This is a genomic window from Pedobacter sp. AK017 (assembly GCF_014200825.1).
GTDB lineage: Bacteria > Bacteroidota > Bacteroidia > Sphingobacteriales > Sphingobacteriaceae > Pedobacter > Pedobacter heparinus.
On the sequence record NZ_JACHCW010000014.1, the window covers coordinates 57,581 to 73,863 of the forward strand.

The window sequence follows — 16,283 nt, forward strand, 5'->3', positions numbered from 1 at the left end:
ATTGTCACGATTGATACAGGTTGCCGGATTTATACTAAAAGTCGCCGCAATACTCGATCCTGGTGTATAAGGTCCAGCGTCAACCGTTCCAATCGTTATCTGAGAAAAAGCCTCAGATATTTGAAGAAATAGGAGAGCAAATGTAAAAAAGAGTAAACGTTTTACCATATATACAGGATGCTGTATAAAAGTAAATAATTTTTTGCTCTAATTAATTATATTGTAGTAAAACGGATGAAATAAAAAAAGCCCCGGGAATATTCCCGGGGCTTCTATATGATTATGGACTAATGAATTACATCATACCACCCATACCGCCACCACCCATTGGAGGCATACCAGCACCACCCGCAGGAGCTTCTTCTGGATCGTCAGCCAATACAACTTCAGTTGTTAACAGCATAGCTGCAATTGAAGCTGCATTTTCAAGTGCTACACGACCAACTTTAGTCGGATCGATTACACCAGCTGCAATTAAGTTTTCATAAACGTCGGTACGTGCATTGTAGCCAAAGTCGGCTTTACCTTCTTTAACTTTTTGCACTACGATAGATCCTTCGATACCAGCATTCTGGCAGATCTGACGTAAAGGCTCTTCGATAGCACGACGAATGATCTGGATACCAGTAGTTTCATCATCGTTAGATCCTTTCATGCCTTCCAATGCCTCAATAGCACGGATGAAAGCCACACCACCACCTGCTACAATACCTTCTTCAACCGCTGCGCGGGTTGCATGTAAAGCATCATCAACACGGTCTTTTTTCTCTTTCATCTCTACTTCAGAAGCAGCACCAACATAAAGAACAGCAACACCACCAGCTAATTTAGCCAAACGCTCCTGTAACTTTTCTTTGTCGTAATCAGATGTAGTGGTCTCAATCTGAGCCTTGATCTGGTTCACACGGGCTTTAATGTCTTCTGACTGACCAGCACCGTTGATTACAGTAGTATTGTCTTTATCAACAACAACTTTCTCAGCAGTACCTAAGTAAGTAAGGTCAGCATTTTCTAATTTATAACCTCTTTCTTCAGAAATAACAGTACCACCAGTTAAGATAGCAATGTCTTCCAGCATAGCTTTTCTGCGGTCACCAAAACCTGGAGCTTTAACAGCAACAACTTTCAGTGAGCCACGGATTTTGTTTACTACCAATGTAGCAAGGGCCTCACCGTCTAAATCTTCAGCAATGATCAATAAAGGCTTACCAGTCTGAACTTGTTTTTCCAGAACAGGCAGCAATTCTTTCATGTTGCTGATCTTTTTGTCATAGATCAAAATGTAAGGGTTTTCTAATTCCGCTTCCATTTTATCGGCATTGGTTACAAAGTAAGGAGATAAGTAACCACGGTCAAACTGCATACCTTCAACTGTTTTAACTTCAGTTTCAGTACCTTTTGCTTCTTCAACAGTAATTACACCATCTTTACCAACTTTGCCCATTGCTTCTGCAATTAAAGCACCAATAACCTCATCATTGTTAGCCGAAATAGAAGCTACCTGTTTGATCTTGTTGTTGTCTTCACCTACAGTTTGCGACTGGGCTTTCAGGTTTTCAACAATGGCAGTAACTGCTTTGTCGATACCACGTTTCAAATCCATTGGATTTGCACCGGCAGCCACGTTTTTAATACCAGCAGTAACAATTGCCTGTGCCAATACAGTTGCCGTAGTTGTTCCGTCACCTGCAATGTCCGCAGTTTTAGAAGCTACTTCTTTAACCATCTGGGCACCCATATTTTCAATCGGGTCTTTCAACTCAATTTCTTTTGCTACAGTTACACCATCTTTAGTAATTGCAGGTGAACCAAATTTTTTATCGATAATTACGTTGCGGCCTTTAGGACCTAAAGTTACTTTTACTGCATTGGCCAACGTATCAACACCTCTTTTCAGGGCATCGCGGGCTTCTACATTATATTTTACTTGTTTTGCCATTTCTTAAATGTGATTAAGTTTTAATGTTTAAATGTTACTCCAATTATCCTACGATAGCGTAGATGTCGCTTTCGCGCATGATCAAATAGTCTTTACCGTCAATAGGAAGTTCTGTGCCGCCATATTTGCCATAAAGCACTACATCGCCCACTTTAACTGCTGGTTTCTTACCTTCTGAATCTTCTTCCGAAACCGAAACAACAGTTCCTTTTGATGGTTTTTCTTTTGCAGTGTCAGGGATATAGATTCCTGAAGCTGTTTTTTCTTCTGCCGCAGCAGGTTCAACAATAACTCTGTTTGCTGTACCTGAAATTGGTTTAAGGTTTAAAGCCATAACTTGATATTAATTTATTTTTTAAGTTAAAATTTAAATTCGTATTGTACGTCAGTAATTACATCAGTTTTTATGCCAATGCAATTAAGGTTGACAAATTTGCACTGCATTGTCAGCTAACAGATTTTGTTAAAGTGTTTTTGTGTCAGAGTGGCAGAACATAAAAAAGCCCGGTACACTGTACCGGGCTTTTCTCTATAACCTTTAAGGTCTATTTCTTTGTGGTATCTGTAGCAACAGGAGCAGCAGCTGGTGCCGTTCTGTTTCCTATCGGAGATGGTGTTGGGGTTTTGTCCAGGTGTTCCTGGATTTTTGATGCGCCGCCAGTAGATGAACCTCCCGATTTTGCAATTGTGGTAATAGATAAGGTGATCACAACAATTAAAGTTAATAAAACCCAGGTGCCTTTTTCCAGTACATCACCTGTACGTTGAACACCAAACATATTGCTGCCCGCACCACCGGTAGCCAGACCTCCACCTTTAGGATTTTGTACCAAAACAAACAGCCCTAAAGCAACACAAACAATGATCAGTAAAATAATTAAAAAAAGCATAATATGTTATGTTGTTAAATTTTCTTTTCTATAGATTGGATAAGGTCGGCAAAGTAACGGCTTTTTTCTGGAAACTTCAAACTTAATTTTTCGTAGGTCTCAATTGCCTTGTCATAAAGCATCTGCTCGATATAAATTTTAGCTAAGGTTTCAGATACCAGATCGTTATGGTCTTCTGCACTTTTCTTGGCCTTGTTCTCATTGTCGATCTGCTCCGGTTTTGGCGGGCTGATCTGCGGATCATTTTTAATAAAGCTTTCTATAATTTCAGCGCCCTTGGTTGGCTTCCTGAAACCTTCGGTGGTATAGCCTTCTTCTTCCTCAAAAGGACTTTGTATATGAAATATATGTTCTACATACTGATGTTGCAGTTCACTGGGCCTGTGTTGCCTGTTATGTTGCTCAGGCTCCTCAGTTTCCTTTTTTTTTGGCGAGGCATAAGGCTGGAAGATCTGCTGATGCTCTTTCCTGGTCTTGGCCAGCCACCATAAAAAAGTATAAGGCAGCTGATCATCATCATATTTGCTGATCACCACAGGCTCTTCCTGTTTTAACGGTGCGGTCTGCTGTTCCGTCACAGGTGTCGGGCTTTCTTCTTCAGAGGCTTCTACAGTGAAATTATCCTGGAAAGCAAAGAAATCAGATGATACAATGTTTTCGATCACAAAATCATCTTCCGGCTTTAAAGGGGTATCATTTTGCCCAAATTCTTTAATGTTTACCTCTCCGATTTCTTCAAAAACCTCCTGTTCATCCGCATTGCTCAATTTATTTTCTGATTCAGCAGGCACCTCATCAATCACATCCACATCAATCGGCTCCGGCTGTATACCTGCCAGGTCAACAAAAGGTACCGGCTGAAGATCGGTTTGCAGCAATTCTTCGGGGGCATAAAGCAGATTATAGAGCAGCTGCCCATTGGTGTATAAGGCTGCGGTGGCCAGGTTGTTGTTTTGTTCCGGACCTTCAAGTGTTGCTTTGGCCAGCAACAAATGCAGCGGCTGGAAATAAGGGTAGCGCGAGGTTAAATCTTTTAACAGCCCCACATCTTCCCCACTTACCTTTTCGGGCATCGCAAGCCATACTGCCAGTTGTTGTTTGATATCTAATTGCTGATCCACGTTGCTAAGTTAATCATTGAAACGCCAAATTAGTTCCAATTGGCAAATGCCCGGTTAAAAATATCCTCAGTAAGCTGTGCAGTAACATCTTTGATCAATCCCTGTTCAATACTCTGTAAGCTTTGCCCCTGCAGTTTAAAATCTTTGAAGCGTTCAAAAGACTCCTCAAAACTTAGTTTAGGGTTCTGGTTATTGGTGTATTTTACATTTACCCGGATGCTGAGCCTGTTCGCGCCTGCTGTTGGTGCGTTGTTGTCCTGTATGGCAACCGGGCTTATGGAGTAACCCGAAATGTTGCCCGAAAAAACGGCATGGGCATCATTCTGGGTAATGCTCAGGCTGGTCTGGTTTCTGATCCTTGTTTTCAGCTCTTCTGTAAACTGTGAACTTAAATAAGGGACAACCAAAGGTGCATTGTTTTCAAAAACAAGCACATTAACTGTTTTCATTTCAGCCGGAATGGAAGCGCCGTTCAAAGATATTTTACATCCAGCCAGAACGAAAGGCAATAGCATAAGTATCAATAATTTCTTCATCACTAGTTCAAGTTCAGTTCCTTAATTTTTCTATATAAAGTGCGTTCAGAAATGCCAAGTTCCTGTGCAGCAAATTTTCGCTTGCCTTTGTGCTTTTTTAAAGCTTTTTTGATCAGGTCAGATTCTTTGTCAATCAGCGACAATGATTCTTCAACTTCCTCTGCATCCTGCGTATAGTTATATTCTGAGGGGGAGTTTTGTAAAGGGTTTTTAATGGTCAGGGTCGCCTCATGGTTCATTGTCTGGTCCACATCCTGGTAAAGCTGATTGATGTAATGTGGATTGTCGGCAATCACATGAGAGGTATTGCCCCCGCTTTGTATAATTTCAGCAACCAGCTTTTTCAGTTCCATCATGTCCTTTTTCATGTCAAAAAGCACCTTGTAAAGAATATCCCGTTCAGAAAAATCATCTTTACTGCCACCATTGCTGATCGCCATTGGCAGATTGCTCCCGCTTTCATTAGGGATATAGTTCAGCAGGGCCGCTGCGGTTACGTTCCGGTCTTTTTCAAGCACGCAGATCTGTTCGGCTATATTTTTCAGCTGCCTTACGTTTCCGGGCCAGCTGTAATTGCTCAGCATCTGTATGGCATCCGGCTCCAGCTGTATACCCGGACTTCTATACTTATCGCTAAAGTCGGCCGAGAATTTTCTGAACAGTAGGTAAATGTCTTCTTTACGTTCATGCAGTGCAGGGATCCGCAAAGGAACTGTGTTTAGCCTGTAGTAAAGGTCTTCACGGAACTTACCCGATTTTACCCTGTTGTATACATCCACGTTGGTGGCTGCAATGATCCGTACATCTGTTTTTTGTACTTTTGACGATCCTACCCTCAGGTATTCGCCACTTTCTAATATCCTGAGTAAACGCGCCTGGGTGCCTAATGGCAATTCTGCCACTTCATCTAAAAAGATCGTACCTCCATTGGCCACCTCAAAATAACCCTTACGGGCTTCATGAGCACCGGTAAAAGAACCTTTTTCATGACCAAACAATTCCGAGTCTATGGTTCCTTCCGGTATGGCACCGCAGTTTACGGCAATAAATGCCCCATGTTTCCGGGTGCTCATCTGATGGATAATATGAGAGAAAACCTCTTTACCACTACCACTTTCGCCCGTAATCAATACAGACATATCGGTTGGTGCAACCTGTCTGGCTATATCTATTGCCCGGTTCAGCAGCGGAGAGCCTCCTATAATCCCGAAACGGTTTTTAATGTCCTGTATATCCATTTATTATATACTTTCTTCCTTGTTTTTTGTTCCGTCATTGCGGTAAGCTTCAGCAACGAAGCAATGACGGAGGTTAATTAAACTGCTGCCTCTTCTTGTACCACTACAGTTCCAAGAAGTGTTGCAGATGTACAACGGTCAATATGCACATTTACATATTGCCCGGCTTCAATTCCTGCAGTAGCAGGGAAAACAACCATTGCATTCTGATCATTTCTGCCACAGAAATCCCTGTCAGATTTTTTAGAGGTGCCTTCTACCAAAATCTTAACAGTTTTTCCAACAAATTGTTGCAAACGGAACAAAGAAGTTTCCTGTTGTTTAGCTAAAATTTCTGCCAGCCTGCGTTTTTTTACTTCTTCAGGAACGTCGTCCTCCAGTTTTCTGGCGGCCAGTGTTCCTGGTCTTTCCGAATAGCTGAAAGTAAAGGCAAAATCATAGCCCACATAGTCCATGATACTGAGTGTTTCCTGGTGTTCTTCTTCTGTTTCCGTACAGAATCCGGCAATGATATCCGAAGAAATGGCACAATCAGGTATAATCTGTCTGATGGCATCTATCCTGTTGATGTACCATTCGCGTGTATAAGTCCGGTTCATCAGTTCCAGTACCCGTGTACTGCCCGATTGTACCGGCAGGTGGATATAGTTACAAATGTTTTCGTATTTGGCAATGGTGTATAACACCTCGTCTGTAATGTCTTTAGGGTGTGAGGTAGAAAACCTGACCCGGAGTTCAGGACTGATCAGTGCAACTTTTTCCAGCAGCTGGGCAAAGTTCACTTCAATTTCCTGCGCTTCCCTGTTTTCATCAGTAGCGGCACCCTTCCATTTGTAAGAGTCTACATTCTGTCCCAGCAGGGTCACTTCTTTATAACCACGGTCAAATAAGTCCTTCGCTTCGGCAAGTATAGAGTGTGGGTCACGGCTTCTTTCACGGCCCCTTGTAAAAGGCACCACGCAAAAGGAACACATGTTGTCGCAACCCCGCATAATTGAAATAAAGGCCGTAATGCCATTTCCGTTCAAGCGAACCGGACTGATGTCTGCATAAGTTTCCTCACGTGATAAAAGGACATTAATGGCCTTATGACCGCTTTCAACTTCATTCAGCAATTGCGGAAGTTCGCGGTAAGCATCAGGGCCAACCACCACATCCACCAGTTTTTCTTCTTCCAGAAATTTAGATTTCAGGCGTTCGGCCATACAGCCCAGTACCCCAACAATAAGCTTTGGGTTTCTGCGCTTCTCTGCGCCAAACTGCGACAGCCTGTTGCGTACCCTTTGTTCTGCGTTTTCCCGGATTGAGCAGGTATTAATGAACACCACATCCGCTTCTTTATAGTCGCCCGTAGTTTCAAATCCCTGGTCTAATAAAATCGACGCAACAATTTCACTGTCCGCAAAATTCATCTGGCAACCGTAACTTTCAATATACAGCTTCCTGCCATTGCGCACTAAAGGTGCCGCTGTAACCAAAGCCTCTCCTTGTCGTGCTTCATCGTGTTTCTTATCTGTCAGCTGTAAATCAATCATAAATATTAAACTTTTATGGGGCTTCAAAAATACGGAATAATATTTATAAATGACAAATTGGCAGAAATATTAATTACAATAGAATTGAGCTGGTCCTTTAAAAATTCTGAATCGTATAGGACTTTTTTAATAAAGCATTGTCTTGTAGCAAAAGGAATAATTAAAAAGGGTTTTTACTTGGTTAATTTATTGGTGTATGCTTAAATTTTGCACTTTATTTAATTCTGCTTATTTATCACGTGGTCTGGCCATGTACAATTCACTGGAGCAGCATTGCGACGATTTTCACCTGTATATTGTTGCGTTTGATGAAGATTGTTATGATGCACTTCTGGCACTTCAGCTAAGTCATGCAAGTGTTATCGCGCTAAAGGACTTCGAAAATGAAGCACTGCTGGCTGTAAAAATGGGCAGGACACCAACAGAATACTGCTGGACCTGTTCTTCATCTGCCATCAAGTATTGTATAGAAACCTACCAGCTTGACCATTGCACTTATGTAGATGCAGACCTGTTGTTTTTTAACAATCCCAAGGTTTTATATGATGAAATGGGGGATAAATCAGTCCTGATTACAAAACACAGGTTTACCCCATGCTTTGACCAGTCGGCAACCAGCGGGGTCTATTGTGTACAATACCTTACTTTTAAGAACACCCTGGATGGCATGACCGCGCTGAACTGGTGGGTTGATGCCTGCCTGGAATGGTGTTTTTGCAGAATGGAAGACAATAAATTTGGTGATCAGAAATACCTGGACGACTGGACAGCAAGATTTAAGGGGGTGCATGAACTGAAACACCTTGGTGGTGGAGTAGCGCCATGGAATGTGCAGCAGTATGCCTTTAAGCGTGTAGCAGGCAAAATACGCGGGACAGAGTTTTTTAGCAACAATAATTTTGACCTCGTTTTTTACCATTATCACGCCTTTGCCTATACCTGGAACAACAGTTACAGGTTAACCAATGAGATCTATCCCCTGAACAGAAATCAGATCAGGCACATTTACAAACCTTATGTGCTGGCACTCCTAAAGGCAGAAAAGACAATCGGAGCATTGGGTGAACATATAAGGGCATACAAAAGAACTGAAGAAGGAATATGGATCAACCGGGTGATTGGCCGCTGGGCGGTATTCTTCCTCAAAGGTTTTTACAAACAGTATTATTCTAAACGCTTTTTTCAATATGGCATCTTTAATTAACTTAAAAACATTTACGGATAAGCGTGGCAACCTTACCGTTATCGAAAGGGCTGTGCCTTTTGATATCAAAAGGATCTTTTACATTTACGGGGTGGATGATTCTGAACGCGGTGGCCACCGCCATCATAAAACGATACAGGCCGCCATTTGTATTCGTGGTAATTGTACCATTTATAACGACAATGGCCGGGATGAATGCACTTTTGTGCTAGATTCGCCCGACAAATGTCTGCTCATCCGGCCGGAAGACTGGCATACCATGTACGATTTCAGTGAAGATGCCATTTTAATGGTATTGGCTTCAGAATATTTTGACGCAAATGATTACATCAGCACACCTTATGTTTATCAATACAGCAGAGTATGAATACGATCATCATCATTAAAGACCAGGCTAAAAGGGGGCCTTACCCATATCAGTGCACATTCTGGGTAAAGGTTTAACCAGTCTGTTTTAACTAGGCATAAAAAAAGCTTAGAATTTAGTATTTTAGTCCTGGTTAAAATACTAAGATGAGCAAAAATATAACAGGTGGACTTGAATGGAAAGTTATAGCGGTGTGTATACTGTTGTGTGGACTGGGTTGTAAAAAAATAGACGGTATAGCGGATACGAAGATCAAACCCCCTGTCAGAACTTATGTAGTAACAGCAAGAATTGATAAAAAAGGCACCAATAGCAATTCTGAAGGTACAGCAGTACTTAAAGGTACTTATGATGAAGGTACGAAAGCGTTAAGCTATACCTTGGAATACAAAGATCTGGTGCCGCAGCTCATCACCCTTAGAAGCGGAGCTAAAGGGTCGGTTGGAACTTTGATACAGGAAATTTATAAAAAAAGCACTGAAAAAGAGGCTTCATTGCCTATAAAGGGGGGCTTTACATTGAGTCCTTTACAGGAACGTAATTTATTAAAAGGGCAATGGTTTGTTGCTATAGGCACTTTAACGTTAAATCCTGAAATTTCGGGCATACTTACACTAAAGCAAAAATAAGAGCAATAATGGAAAGGGAGTATGCGCGTCTTAATGAAGAAGATCAAAAGCTGGTTAACGCAATTGTGCAGCGCGATAAAAAGCTGTTTGAAGTACTCTATAAAAAATATTATCAGCAGTTATTTGCTGTGGCCTACCGCTATGTAGGCCAGGCAGAAATTGCAGAAGAGATTGTTCATGATGTGTTTATAACTATATGGAATAAAGCAGATCAGTTAAATATTCAACATTCAATGAAAAGTTATTTGTTTAAATCGATCGTAAATTCATCCCTGAACTTTATTAAAAAAGAGAAGGTCCAGGCAGAAAAGCAGCAGGTATATATGGCCATAGTAGATAAAGAAACTGCTGATGAACCGGATACGGATAGGGAGGAAGCACTGCTTAAAGACCTTGCACAGGCACTGGAACTGCTGCCCGATAAATGCAGACAAGTGATGTACCTGAGCCGTTTCGGGAAACTGAAACAACAGGAGATTGCCACACAGATGAACATCTCCATTAAAACAGTGAAAAATCACCTCACTTACGGTTTTCAAAAGTTAAGGGAACAGCTTGAGAAACGAAAACATATTGCAATTGTGCTGTTCCTGCTTTTAAACATTTTAACGCCTTAAAACTCTCCTTATGAAGCAATTTGAAACTAATGAAGAATTGATATACGCCCTGATCATTGATGATCTGGATGGATCAATTACAGCCGAAAATAAGCTGCTCCTGGAACAATGGAGAACCGCTGATGTGGACCATGAAAAAACTTATCAGGATTTTCTAGATGTACAGACAGGTATGGATAAACTGTACAAAAAAAACGGATATGACCCACAGGAATCCTGGAAATCGCTGGATAAAAAAATAACCCTGCTGGAGGATGACCGTTTTGCAGCGGTTAAACCCTTGCGCCATAAGAGTATATGGTATAAAGTTGCGGCCGCTGTGCTGCTTATTTGTGGATTGGGGTATTATTTTATAGTACAAAACGGGTATGTGGTGATCTCGACCGCCGGCAATGCGGCAATAACCCGTATTGTTTTGCCCGATGGCACAGAAGTAAACCTCAATGCAGCAACAAAAATAAGGTACAATAAAAATAATTTTGCAGGCGACAGAAAGCTCGAACTGTTAACCGGAGAAGTATTTATTCATGTGGTAAGCCATACTTCATCCCGTTTCAGGGTTGATTTAGGGGACATTGAGGCCGAAGATATTGGCACAAGTTTTAATGTGATCAGAAATGATGATAAAATAGCTGTAGTTGTTGAAGAAGGAAAAGTGGCTTTAAAGCACCTGGATTTAAACCGGGAAATCCTGTTAACTGCCGGAAAACTTGGTGTATATGATACAAAAAGAAAAATGCTGGTTGCGGCCGATAATTTAAATGTAAACTATAAAGCCTGGGTAGATAAGGATTTTGTTTTTCAGGAAGTTCCGGTGGATCAGGTTGCAGAGCAGCTGGAAAGGGTATATCAGATCCCTATCGATATCAAAGGAGCGCTGAAAGATAGAAAGTTAACAGCAAGGTTACATTATCAAACTTTAGATAGTGCACTTGCCGTAATTTCCGCATCTTTGCAATGCAAAGTAATAAAGGAAAAGGACACTTATGTTTTATCGGATAATTAAACAGCAATCTTTTTTACCTGTTCTTTTTTTATTTGTATTATCCGGACAAAGCCTGTTTGCACAACAAAAGAACCTGCTTGCAAGTAAGGTAACGATAAGTTTACCAGCAGATTCGCTGATTAAAAACCTGCTGAGGCTGGAGCTCAAAACCAGGAACAACTTTGCCTTCGACCCGGATCAGCTGCGATCCATAAAAATACCTGAACAGCTTTTTGTACAAACAGCCTTAAGCACTGTCCTTGAAAAAATATTATCAGGTACCAACCTGGTTTTTAGCCAGATTGGGAACGATATTGTAATTGCCCCAAAAAAAGGGGTAATATGGACGATTCACGGACATGTACGCGATAAATCAAGCGGGGAAGAACTGATGGGGGCAACCCTGCAGATCCAGGCCCTGGAGGTCGGGGTAAACACCAATCAATATGGGTTCTATTCTATTTCGGTTCCCGAAGGTGATTACCTGATAAAGGTTTCCAATCCCGGGTACCTGGATTTTGAAAAACGCGTTAAATTAAATGGAAACCGGCAGGAAGAGATAGAATTGCTGCTTAAAGAACGTCAGCTGGAAGAAGTGGTTATCCGGCAATCCATCATTACCCCCAATCCAATATTGCGGAATGAACTGAACTTTGCCGCAAAACAACTGAACAATACACCTTATTATGCCGGTGAGACCGACGTAATGAAACGGCTGCAAATGGAAAATGGTATCAAAGCACTAACGGAAGGCAGCTCGGGCTTGTTTGTTAGGGGTGGCAATGCCGACCAGAACCTGATCCTGCTGGATGAAGCCATTGTGTATAATCCTTCCCATTTGTATGGACTGGTTTCTGTTTTTAATGCCGATGCAGTTAATAATTTACAGGTTTACAGAGATTATATGCCAGCCAACTATGGGGGACGGCTTTCATCAGTAATTGTAAACAGGATGGCCGAAGGAAACAGTAAGGAATTTCATTTAAATGGGGGCATTAACCTGATGTCGGCCAGGTTGGCTGTTGAAGGACCAATTGTAAAGGACAAAGGCTCATTCATTGTAGCCTACCGCCGCAGCTTGCTGGATGTTTTTCACAGTAAGTTTAAACTGTTTAACCCAAACTCTGTTTATTACGACATCAATGCCAAGGCAAATTATAAGCTAAACAGAGACAACAGCGTATTTTATTCAGTATACCTGGGTAAGGATCACCTGCTTTCAGAGAATTCATATACAAACGACTGGGGAAATTTAACTTCTACACTGCGCTGGAACCATGTTTTTAGTTCAAGAGTATTTTTAAATGTTTCTGCCATTTACAGCAATTACAGCAACCTCCTGGATTTGAACGCCGATACCCTGTCGCAGAAAAGCCAGTGGAGTACCGGTGTAAAAGACCTTACCCTGAAAGCCGATTATACTTATTACAGAACGCCCTCAAATCAGATCAAGTTTGGACTCTCGGGTATTTATCATCAGTTCTCGCCCGGCGAAATGTTCAATCAGGAAGCTTTTGAGTTTAATATATCCCGAGACAAATCGTTTGAATCCGCACTTTATTATTCCCAGCAGATTTCTCTGAGCAAGTTGTTCGAGCTGAATTATGGCCTCCGCCTTGGCTTTTTCAGGAATTCGGAAGAAAAGCGGAATATTTTTGATGGGGAGGGAAACAGGCTGAAGAAGTATGACCATAAATTTTTTGTTAAGCCAGAGCCAAGGATCAATATCAGTTATCTCCCCACAGCAAACCAGCGTTTTTTTGTAACTTATAACCTCAATTATCAATACCTGCAACTGATCCAGAACAGTACACTGGCCTTTTCTTCACTTGAACCATGGGTGCCGGCATCGGCAAATATCAAGCCGCAACGCTCCAATCATTTTGCACTGGGCTATCGCTACTCTCCGGCCAATTATCTCTTTTCCACCAGTGTTTACTATAAGAAACTGGACAATCAGCTGGACCTGATAGGTCATGCGCAGATCATCAGGAATCCTGAAGTGAGAGATCAGCTCAGGGCAGGTACATCCAACGCTTATGGAGTAGAAGTGGAGATGAATAAAACTGCAGGTAAATTTTCAGGGACTGTAGCTTACAGCTATTCCAGGGTATACCGGAAAATCTCCGATATTAATTTCGGAGAACGGTTTGTAGCCAATTATGATATCCCCCATGAACTAAAACTAACGGCTAGGTACGAGTTTAACAACAGCCTCTCCGTCCAGTCGTTCTTTACCTATTCTACCGGCAGACCGCTTACCCTGCCCGTGGGCTATTATCAGCATGATGGCTTAAATGTGCCGATTTTTGAAGGAAGAAATACTTCCCGTTTCCCCGATTTTAGCCGCCTGGATGTTTCGGCCCAGTATCGCTTACAAAGCCACTTATCGGGGCGCCGCTCCCTGCAGCATACCATTTCAATAGGCGCATATAATTTATATAACCGAAAAAATCCCTTATATTACCATTTAAACTCCTCTTCGTTTGAGTCGAAGGGAAGTACAATTGAATATGGGTTCGGTTTTTATCCCTGGGTTGCCTATAGCTTTAAAATTTAATATGAAGGGTTTCGGGAATTATTTGGCTGTGCTGCTGTGTTTGCTGGTTCTTGCCGGTTGCAAAAAGATTGCGATGGATGATTCGTTCTTAAAACCCCGCAGGGTTTACGACCTGGCAGTTGAAGGAGGTTTTAATACCCTTGGCACAGCGCAGTACATCAGGCTGACCAAGCCGGCCTTGCATCCGGATTCTATACCAAAACCTATCGTAAAAGCCTCTGTGGTGGTGAATGATGGAAAAACAGATATTGTGTTCAGGGAAACTACTACACCCGGGGTTTATCAGGGCACCAACAGAAATGACCCTAACTATAACAATGCCTATACTTTAACCATTAAATACAACGGTAAAACCTATACAGCCGTAGATACACTAAGGCAGGTGGTGAATATTGTAGACGATTTTTTACCATTGTCTACCCACCTGCAAGCCGATAAGACCATACAGGGAACTATTCCTAAACATACATTTGGGTACCTTAATCCCAACAAATGGTTCATTGCTTACCAGGATATCCCTTTGTGGAACCCTGCAAAATTTGATCAGACCAAATACTATAGCTATACGCATCTTCTGGGCTCACCAAATTCGCTGTATCCGCTGAATAACCTCAAAAGGACCTTCACAGTAGGCCAGGAAGATTTTATCACCATTTATAAGATCTCACTTTCAGAAAATTATGCCCGGTATCTATATTCTGTATTTATGGAAACCGACTGGAGCGGGTTATTTTCCAGTGTACCGGTTAATGTGGAAGGTAATATATCGGGCAATGCACAGGGATATTTTTCTGTAAGTGATGTGGATGCCAGGCGATACAAGGCCAAAGAACTGTAGATTTAAACTTTGTGGCCCTGGTGTTGTTATTATTTTATAATTTAATCGCATGACAGATCATAAATCCGGAAAAAATAAAGTTTGGAAATGGATAGCAGGTATTTTAGCTGTACTCATTATTGCAGGAACAGGAACTGCTTTGTACCTGAATGCAAAATGGAAACCCATCCTATCACAGAAATTAAAAGATGCGGTCGTTAACCGTAGTTATAAACTGTATAAGCTTGATTTTAATGACATCAGCTTTAACCTGCTTACAGGAAGTGCTGCACTGCATGAAGTGTCGCTAAGCCCCGACACGGCCGTTTATCGTCAACTGCAAGCCTTGGGCCTTGCCCCGGCAAATATTTTTCAGGTAAAGCTGAAAAAACTGCAGTTAAACAGGATTGCCCTTTTAACAGCCTACTTTAAAAGAAAGATCGAAATGAATGCGGTAATACTGGAAAAGCCCTCTATCAATATGATCCATTACCAGGTAAAAAAAAGGCCGGAACTGGAAAAGGAAGCGCCAACACTGTATGAAATGATTTCCAACCGTGTCCGGTCTGTTGATGTGAAAGCCATCAGGATTATTGATGCTGATTTTGACTACATCAATGGGGAAAGTTCAAAAAAGATGCATTCTGTTAAACATTTAAGTATTCAGGTAAAGCATTTTCTGCTCGATTCCCTGTCGCAATTTGATACTACCCGCTATTGTTATGCAAAGGACATCGGTTTTGAACTAACCGGTTACCGGGCTTTAAGCAAAGATAAAATGTATACCATGAAGGTAGATACCGTGAAGGGCTCCACGGCAGATCAATCCATCTCGGTTACCGGTTTTCAAATGATCCCTATGTATACGGATCTTCAATTCTCCCGTAAATATACTTACGGCAAAGATCGTTACGACCTTAAATTTAATAAGATCAGTCTTGAAGGGGTAGATCTTGTCCGACTGAATACTGAGGGCAGCATCCGGGCAAAATCTTTGAAGATTGGCCCCGCAAAAGTAAATATCTTTGTAAACAGGGAGATGCCACCGCCACCAGGCTTGGATAAAGTGAGAAATTTCCCACATATGGCGCTAAAACGTCTTTCGGTACCTGCAAGTATAGACACAGTGCAGTTAACCAATATCGACGTGGCTTATACAGAATATAATCCCATCAGTCAGAAAAGAGGGACTGTTTATTTTCAAAACCTGGCTGGCAATATCCGGAACCTTACGAACGATTCCCTGCAGCTGGTTAAAAATAACCATGCGATAGCCAACCTGGAGGCCTTAGTCATGAAGACCAGTAAAATAGCGGTTCAGATAGACTTTAACCTGACTGATAAAAATGCTGCCTTTCATTACAAAGGAAATGTAGGCCCGATGGATATGAAGGTGTTAAACCCGATGGCCAAAGATATGGGCCTGGTCGAGATTGAAAGCGGGCAGATGCAAAGCGCTGCTTTTGATATATATGCAAATGCAAAAGGTTCTTCCGGTAAGGTAAATTTCCTTTACAAGGATTTGAAGATCAAACTGCTTAAGGAAGGTGAAGATGGCGAGCCTGCCAAGAAAAAAGGCCTGCTTTCCTTCCTGGCCAATAGCTTATTGATAAAAAATGACAATCCTTCAAAGGGCGAAGCGCCCCGGACAGCAAAGGTCACTTTTCAAAGAACGCCGGCAGCTTCTTTTTTTAACCTGATGTGGAAAAGCTTTTTTATAGGTATGCGCGAAATTGTGGGCATTGGGGCCGTTCCGGTAAAAACGCCTGAACAGGCGATGGAAAAAGTAAAAGACAAGAAAAAAGAACGCCGGGAAAAAAAAGCAAAAAGAAACTGATAAAAATG

General features: G+C 41.7%; 15 protein-coding genes. 8 read left to right on the top strand and 7 right to left on the bottom strand.

Features of this window, described 5'->3' with window-relative positions:
* Window positions 1-295: 295 nt before the first annotated feature.
* The 7 genes from groL to miaB form a co-directional block, all read right to left on the bottom strand.
* On the bottom strand, window positions 296-1,939 hold the full coding sequence (groL, locus tag HDC92_RS18845) for a chaperonin GroEL (protein ID WP_012780422.1): 1,644 nt from the start codon (window positions 1,937-1,939) through the stop codon (window positions 296-298).
* A 43-nt stretch (window positions 1,940-1,982) separates the two neighbouring features.
* A complete protein-coding gene (gene groES, locus HDC92_RS18850; protein ID WP_012780423.1) occupies window positions 1,983-2,273 on the bottom strand; it encodes a co-chaperone GroES in 291 nt (96 codons plus the stop codon).
* A 211-nt stretch (window positions 2,274-2,484) separates the two neighbouring features.
* Window positions 2,485-2,829 (bottom strand): preprotein translocase subunit SecG, encoded by a 345-nt coding sequence (gene secG, locus HDC92_RS18855; protein WP_012780424.1) that lies wholly within the window; start codon window positions 2,827-2,829, stop codon window positions 2,485-2,487.
* Window positions 2,830-2,843: 14 nt separating this feature from the next.
* Window positions 2,844-3,950, bottom strand: coding sequence for a hypothetical protein (locus tag HDC92_RS18860; RefSeq protein ID WP_183876663.1), 1,107 nt, complete (start codon window positions 3,948-3,950; stop codon window positions 2,844-2,846).
* Window positions 3,951-3,979: 29 nt separating this feature from the next.
* A complete protein-coding gene (locus HDC92_RS18865) occupies window positions 3,980-4,486 on the bottom strand; it encodes an LptE family protein (protein WP_183876664.1) in 507 nt (168 codons plus the stop codon).
* Between the two features lie 2 nt (window positions 4,487-4,488).
* Entirely contained in the window at window positions 4,489-5,724 is a 1,236-nt protein-coding gene (locus HDC92_RS18870) for a sigma-54 interaction domain-containing protein (RefSeq protein ID WP_183876665.1), read from the bottom strand.
* A 77-nt stretch (window positions 5,725-5,801) separates the two neighbouring features.
* Window positions 5,802-7,259 (bottom strand): tRNA (N6-isopentenyl adenosine(37)-C2)-methylthiotransferase MiaB, encoded by a 1,458-nt coding sequence (gene miaB, locus HDC92_RS18875; protein WP_183876666.1) that lies wholly within the window; start codon window positions 7,257-7,259, stop codon window positions 5,802-5,804.
* Window positions 7,260-7,455: 196 nt separating this feature from the next.
* Between miaB and HDC92_RS18880 the strand changes: the two genes are divergently transcribed.
* The 8 genes from HDC92_RS18880 to HDC92_RS18915 all read left to right on the top strand — a co-directional run bounded on the left by HDC92_RS18880 (window position 7,456) and on the right by HDC92_RS18915 (window position 16,275).
* Window positions 7,456-8,463: a glycosyl transferase gene (locus HDC92_RS18880; RefSeq protein ID WP_183876667.1), complete on the top strand. Its 1,008-nt coding sequence runs from the start codon at window positions 7,456-7,458 to the stop codon at window positions 8,461-8,463.
* Complete coding sequence (locus HDC92_RS18885; RefSeq protein ID WP_012780430.1) at window positions 8,447-8,830, top strand: sugar 3,4-ketoisomerase; 384 nt, start codon at window positions 8,447-8,449, stop codon at window positions 8,828-8,830. The genes HDC92_RS18880 and HDC92_RS18885 overlap by 17 nt, the downstream gene beginning before the upstream one ends.
* A gap of 146 nt (window positions 8,831-8,976) precedes the next feature.
* The gene (locus HDC92_RS18890; RefSeq protein WP_183876668.1) at window positions 8,977-9,459 is read left to right on the top strand and encodes a CHRD domain-containing protein; all 483 of its coding nucleotides are present in this window, start codon (window positions 8,977-8,979) and stop codon (window positions 9,457-9,459) included.
* 8 nt (window positions 9,460-9,467) lie between these two features.
* Window positions 9,468-10,076 (top strand): RNA polymerase sigma factor, encoded by a 609-nt coding sequence (locus tag HDC92_RS18895; protein WP_012780432.1) that lies wholly within the window; start codon window positions 9,468-9,470, stop codon window positions 10,074-10,076.
* Between the two features lie 10 nt (window positions 10,077-10,086).
* A complete protein-coding gene (locus HDC92_RS18900) occupies window positions 10,087-11,082 on the top strand; it encodes a FecR family protein (RefSeq protein WP_183876669.1) in 996 nt (331 codons plus the stop codon).
* Window positions 11,063-13,621 carry a TonB-dependent receptor gene (locus HDC92_RS18905; protein WP_183876670.1) on the top strand — a complete coding sequence of 853 codons (2,559 nt, stop codon included), beginning with the start codon at window positions 11,063-11,065 and terminating at the stop codon, window positions 13,619-13,621. The genes HDC92_RS18900 and HDC92_RS18905 overlap by 20 nt, the downstream gene beginning before the upstream one ends.
* A gap of 73 nt (window positions 13,622-13,694) precedes the next feature.
* Complete coding sequence (locus HDC92_RS18910; protein WP_255484595.1) at window positions 13,695-14,459, top strand: DUF4249 family protein; 765 nt, start codon at window positions 13,695-13,697, stop codon at window positions 14,457-14,459.
* A 49-nt stretch (window positions 14,460-14,508) separates the two neighbouring features.
* The gene (locus HDC92_RS18915) at window positions 14,509-16,275 is read left to right on the top strand and encodes a hypothetical protein (RefSeq protein WP_183876672.1); all 1,767 of its coding nucleotides are present in this window, start codon (window positions 14,509-14,511) and stop codon (window positions 16,273-16,275) included.
* Window positions 16,276-16,283: the final 8 nt, after the last annotated feature.

Bases quoted from the DNA above. Each gene is read 5' to 3' on its own strand.
- groL (WP_012780422.1), bottom strand. From the start codon at position 1,939: ATGGCAAAACAAGTAAAATATAATGTAGAAGCCCGCGATGCCCTGAAA.
- groES (WP_012780423.1), bottom strand. From the start codon at position 2,273: ATGGCTTTAAACCTTAAACCAATTTCAGGTACAGCAAACAGAGTTATT.
- secG (WP_012780424.1), bottom strand. From the start codon at position 2,829: ATGCTTTTTTTAATTATTTTACTGATCATTGTTTGTGTTGCTTTAGGG.
- HDC92_RS18865 (WP_183876664.1), bottom strand. From the start codon at position 4,486: ATGAAGAAATTATTGATACTTATGCTATTGCCTTTCGTTCTGGCTGGA.
- HDC92_RS18870 (WP_183876665.1), bottom strand. From the start codon at position 5,724: ATGGATATACAGGACATTAAAAACCGTTTCGGGATTATAGGAGGCTCT.
- miaB (WP_183876666.1), bottom strand. From the start codon at position 7,259: ATGATTGATTTACAGCTGACAGATAAGAAACACGATGAAGCACGACAA.
- HDC92_RS18880 (WP_183876667.1), top strand. From the start codon at position 7,456: ATGCTTAAATTTTGCACTTTATTTAATTCTGCTTATTTATCACGTGGT.
- HDC92_RS18885 (WP_012780430.1), top strand. From the start codon at position 8,447: ATGGCATCTTTAATTAACTTAAAAACATTTACGGATAAGCGTGGCAAC.
- HDC92_RS18890 (WP_183876668.1), top strand. From the start codon at position 8,977: ATGAGCAAAAATATAACAGGTGGACTTGAATGGAAAGTTATAGCGGTG.
- HDC92_RS18895 (WP_012780432.1), top strand. From the start codon at position 9,468: ATGGAAAGGGAGTATGCGCGTCTTAATGAAGAAGATCAAAAGCTGGTT.
- HDC92_RS18900 (WP_183876669.1), top strand. From the start codon at position 10,087: ATGAAGCAATTTGAAACTAATGAAGAATTGATATACGCCCTGATCATT.
- HDC92_RS18905 (WP_183876670.1), top strand. From the start codon at position 11,063: ATGTTTTATCGGATAATTAAACAGCAATCTTTTTTACCTGTTCTTTTT.
- HDC92_RS18910 (WP_255484595.1), top strand. From the start codon at position 13,695: ATGGATGATTCGTTCTTAAAACCCCGCAGGGTTTACGACCTGGCAGTT.
- HDC92_RS18915 (WP_183876672.1), top strand. From the start codon at position 14,509: ATGACAGATCATAAATCCGGAAAAAATAAAGTTTGGAAATGGATAGCA.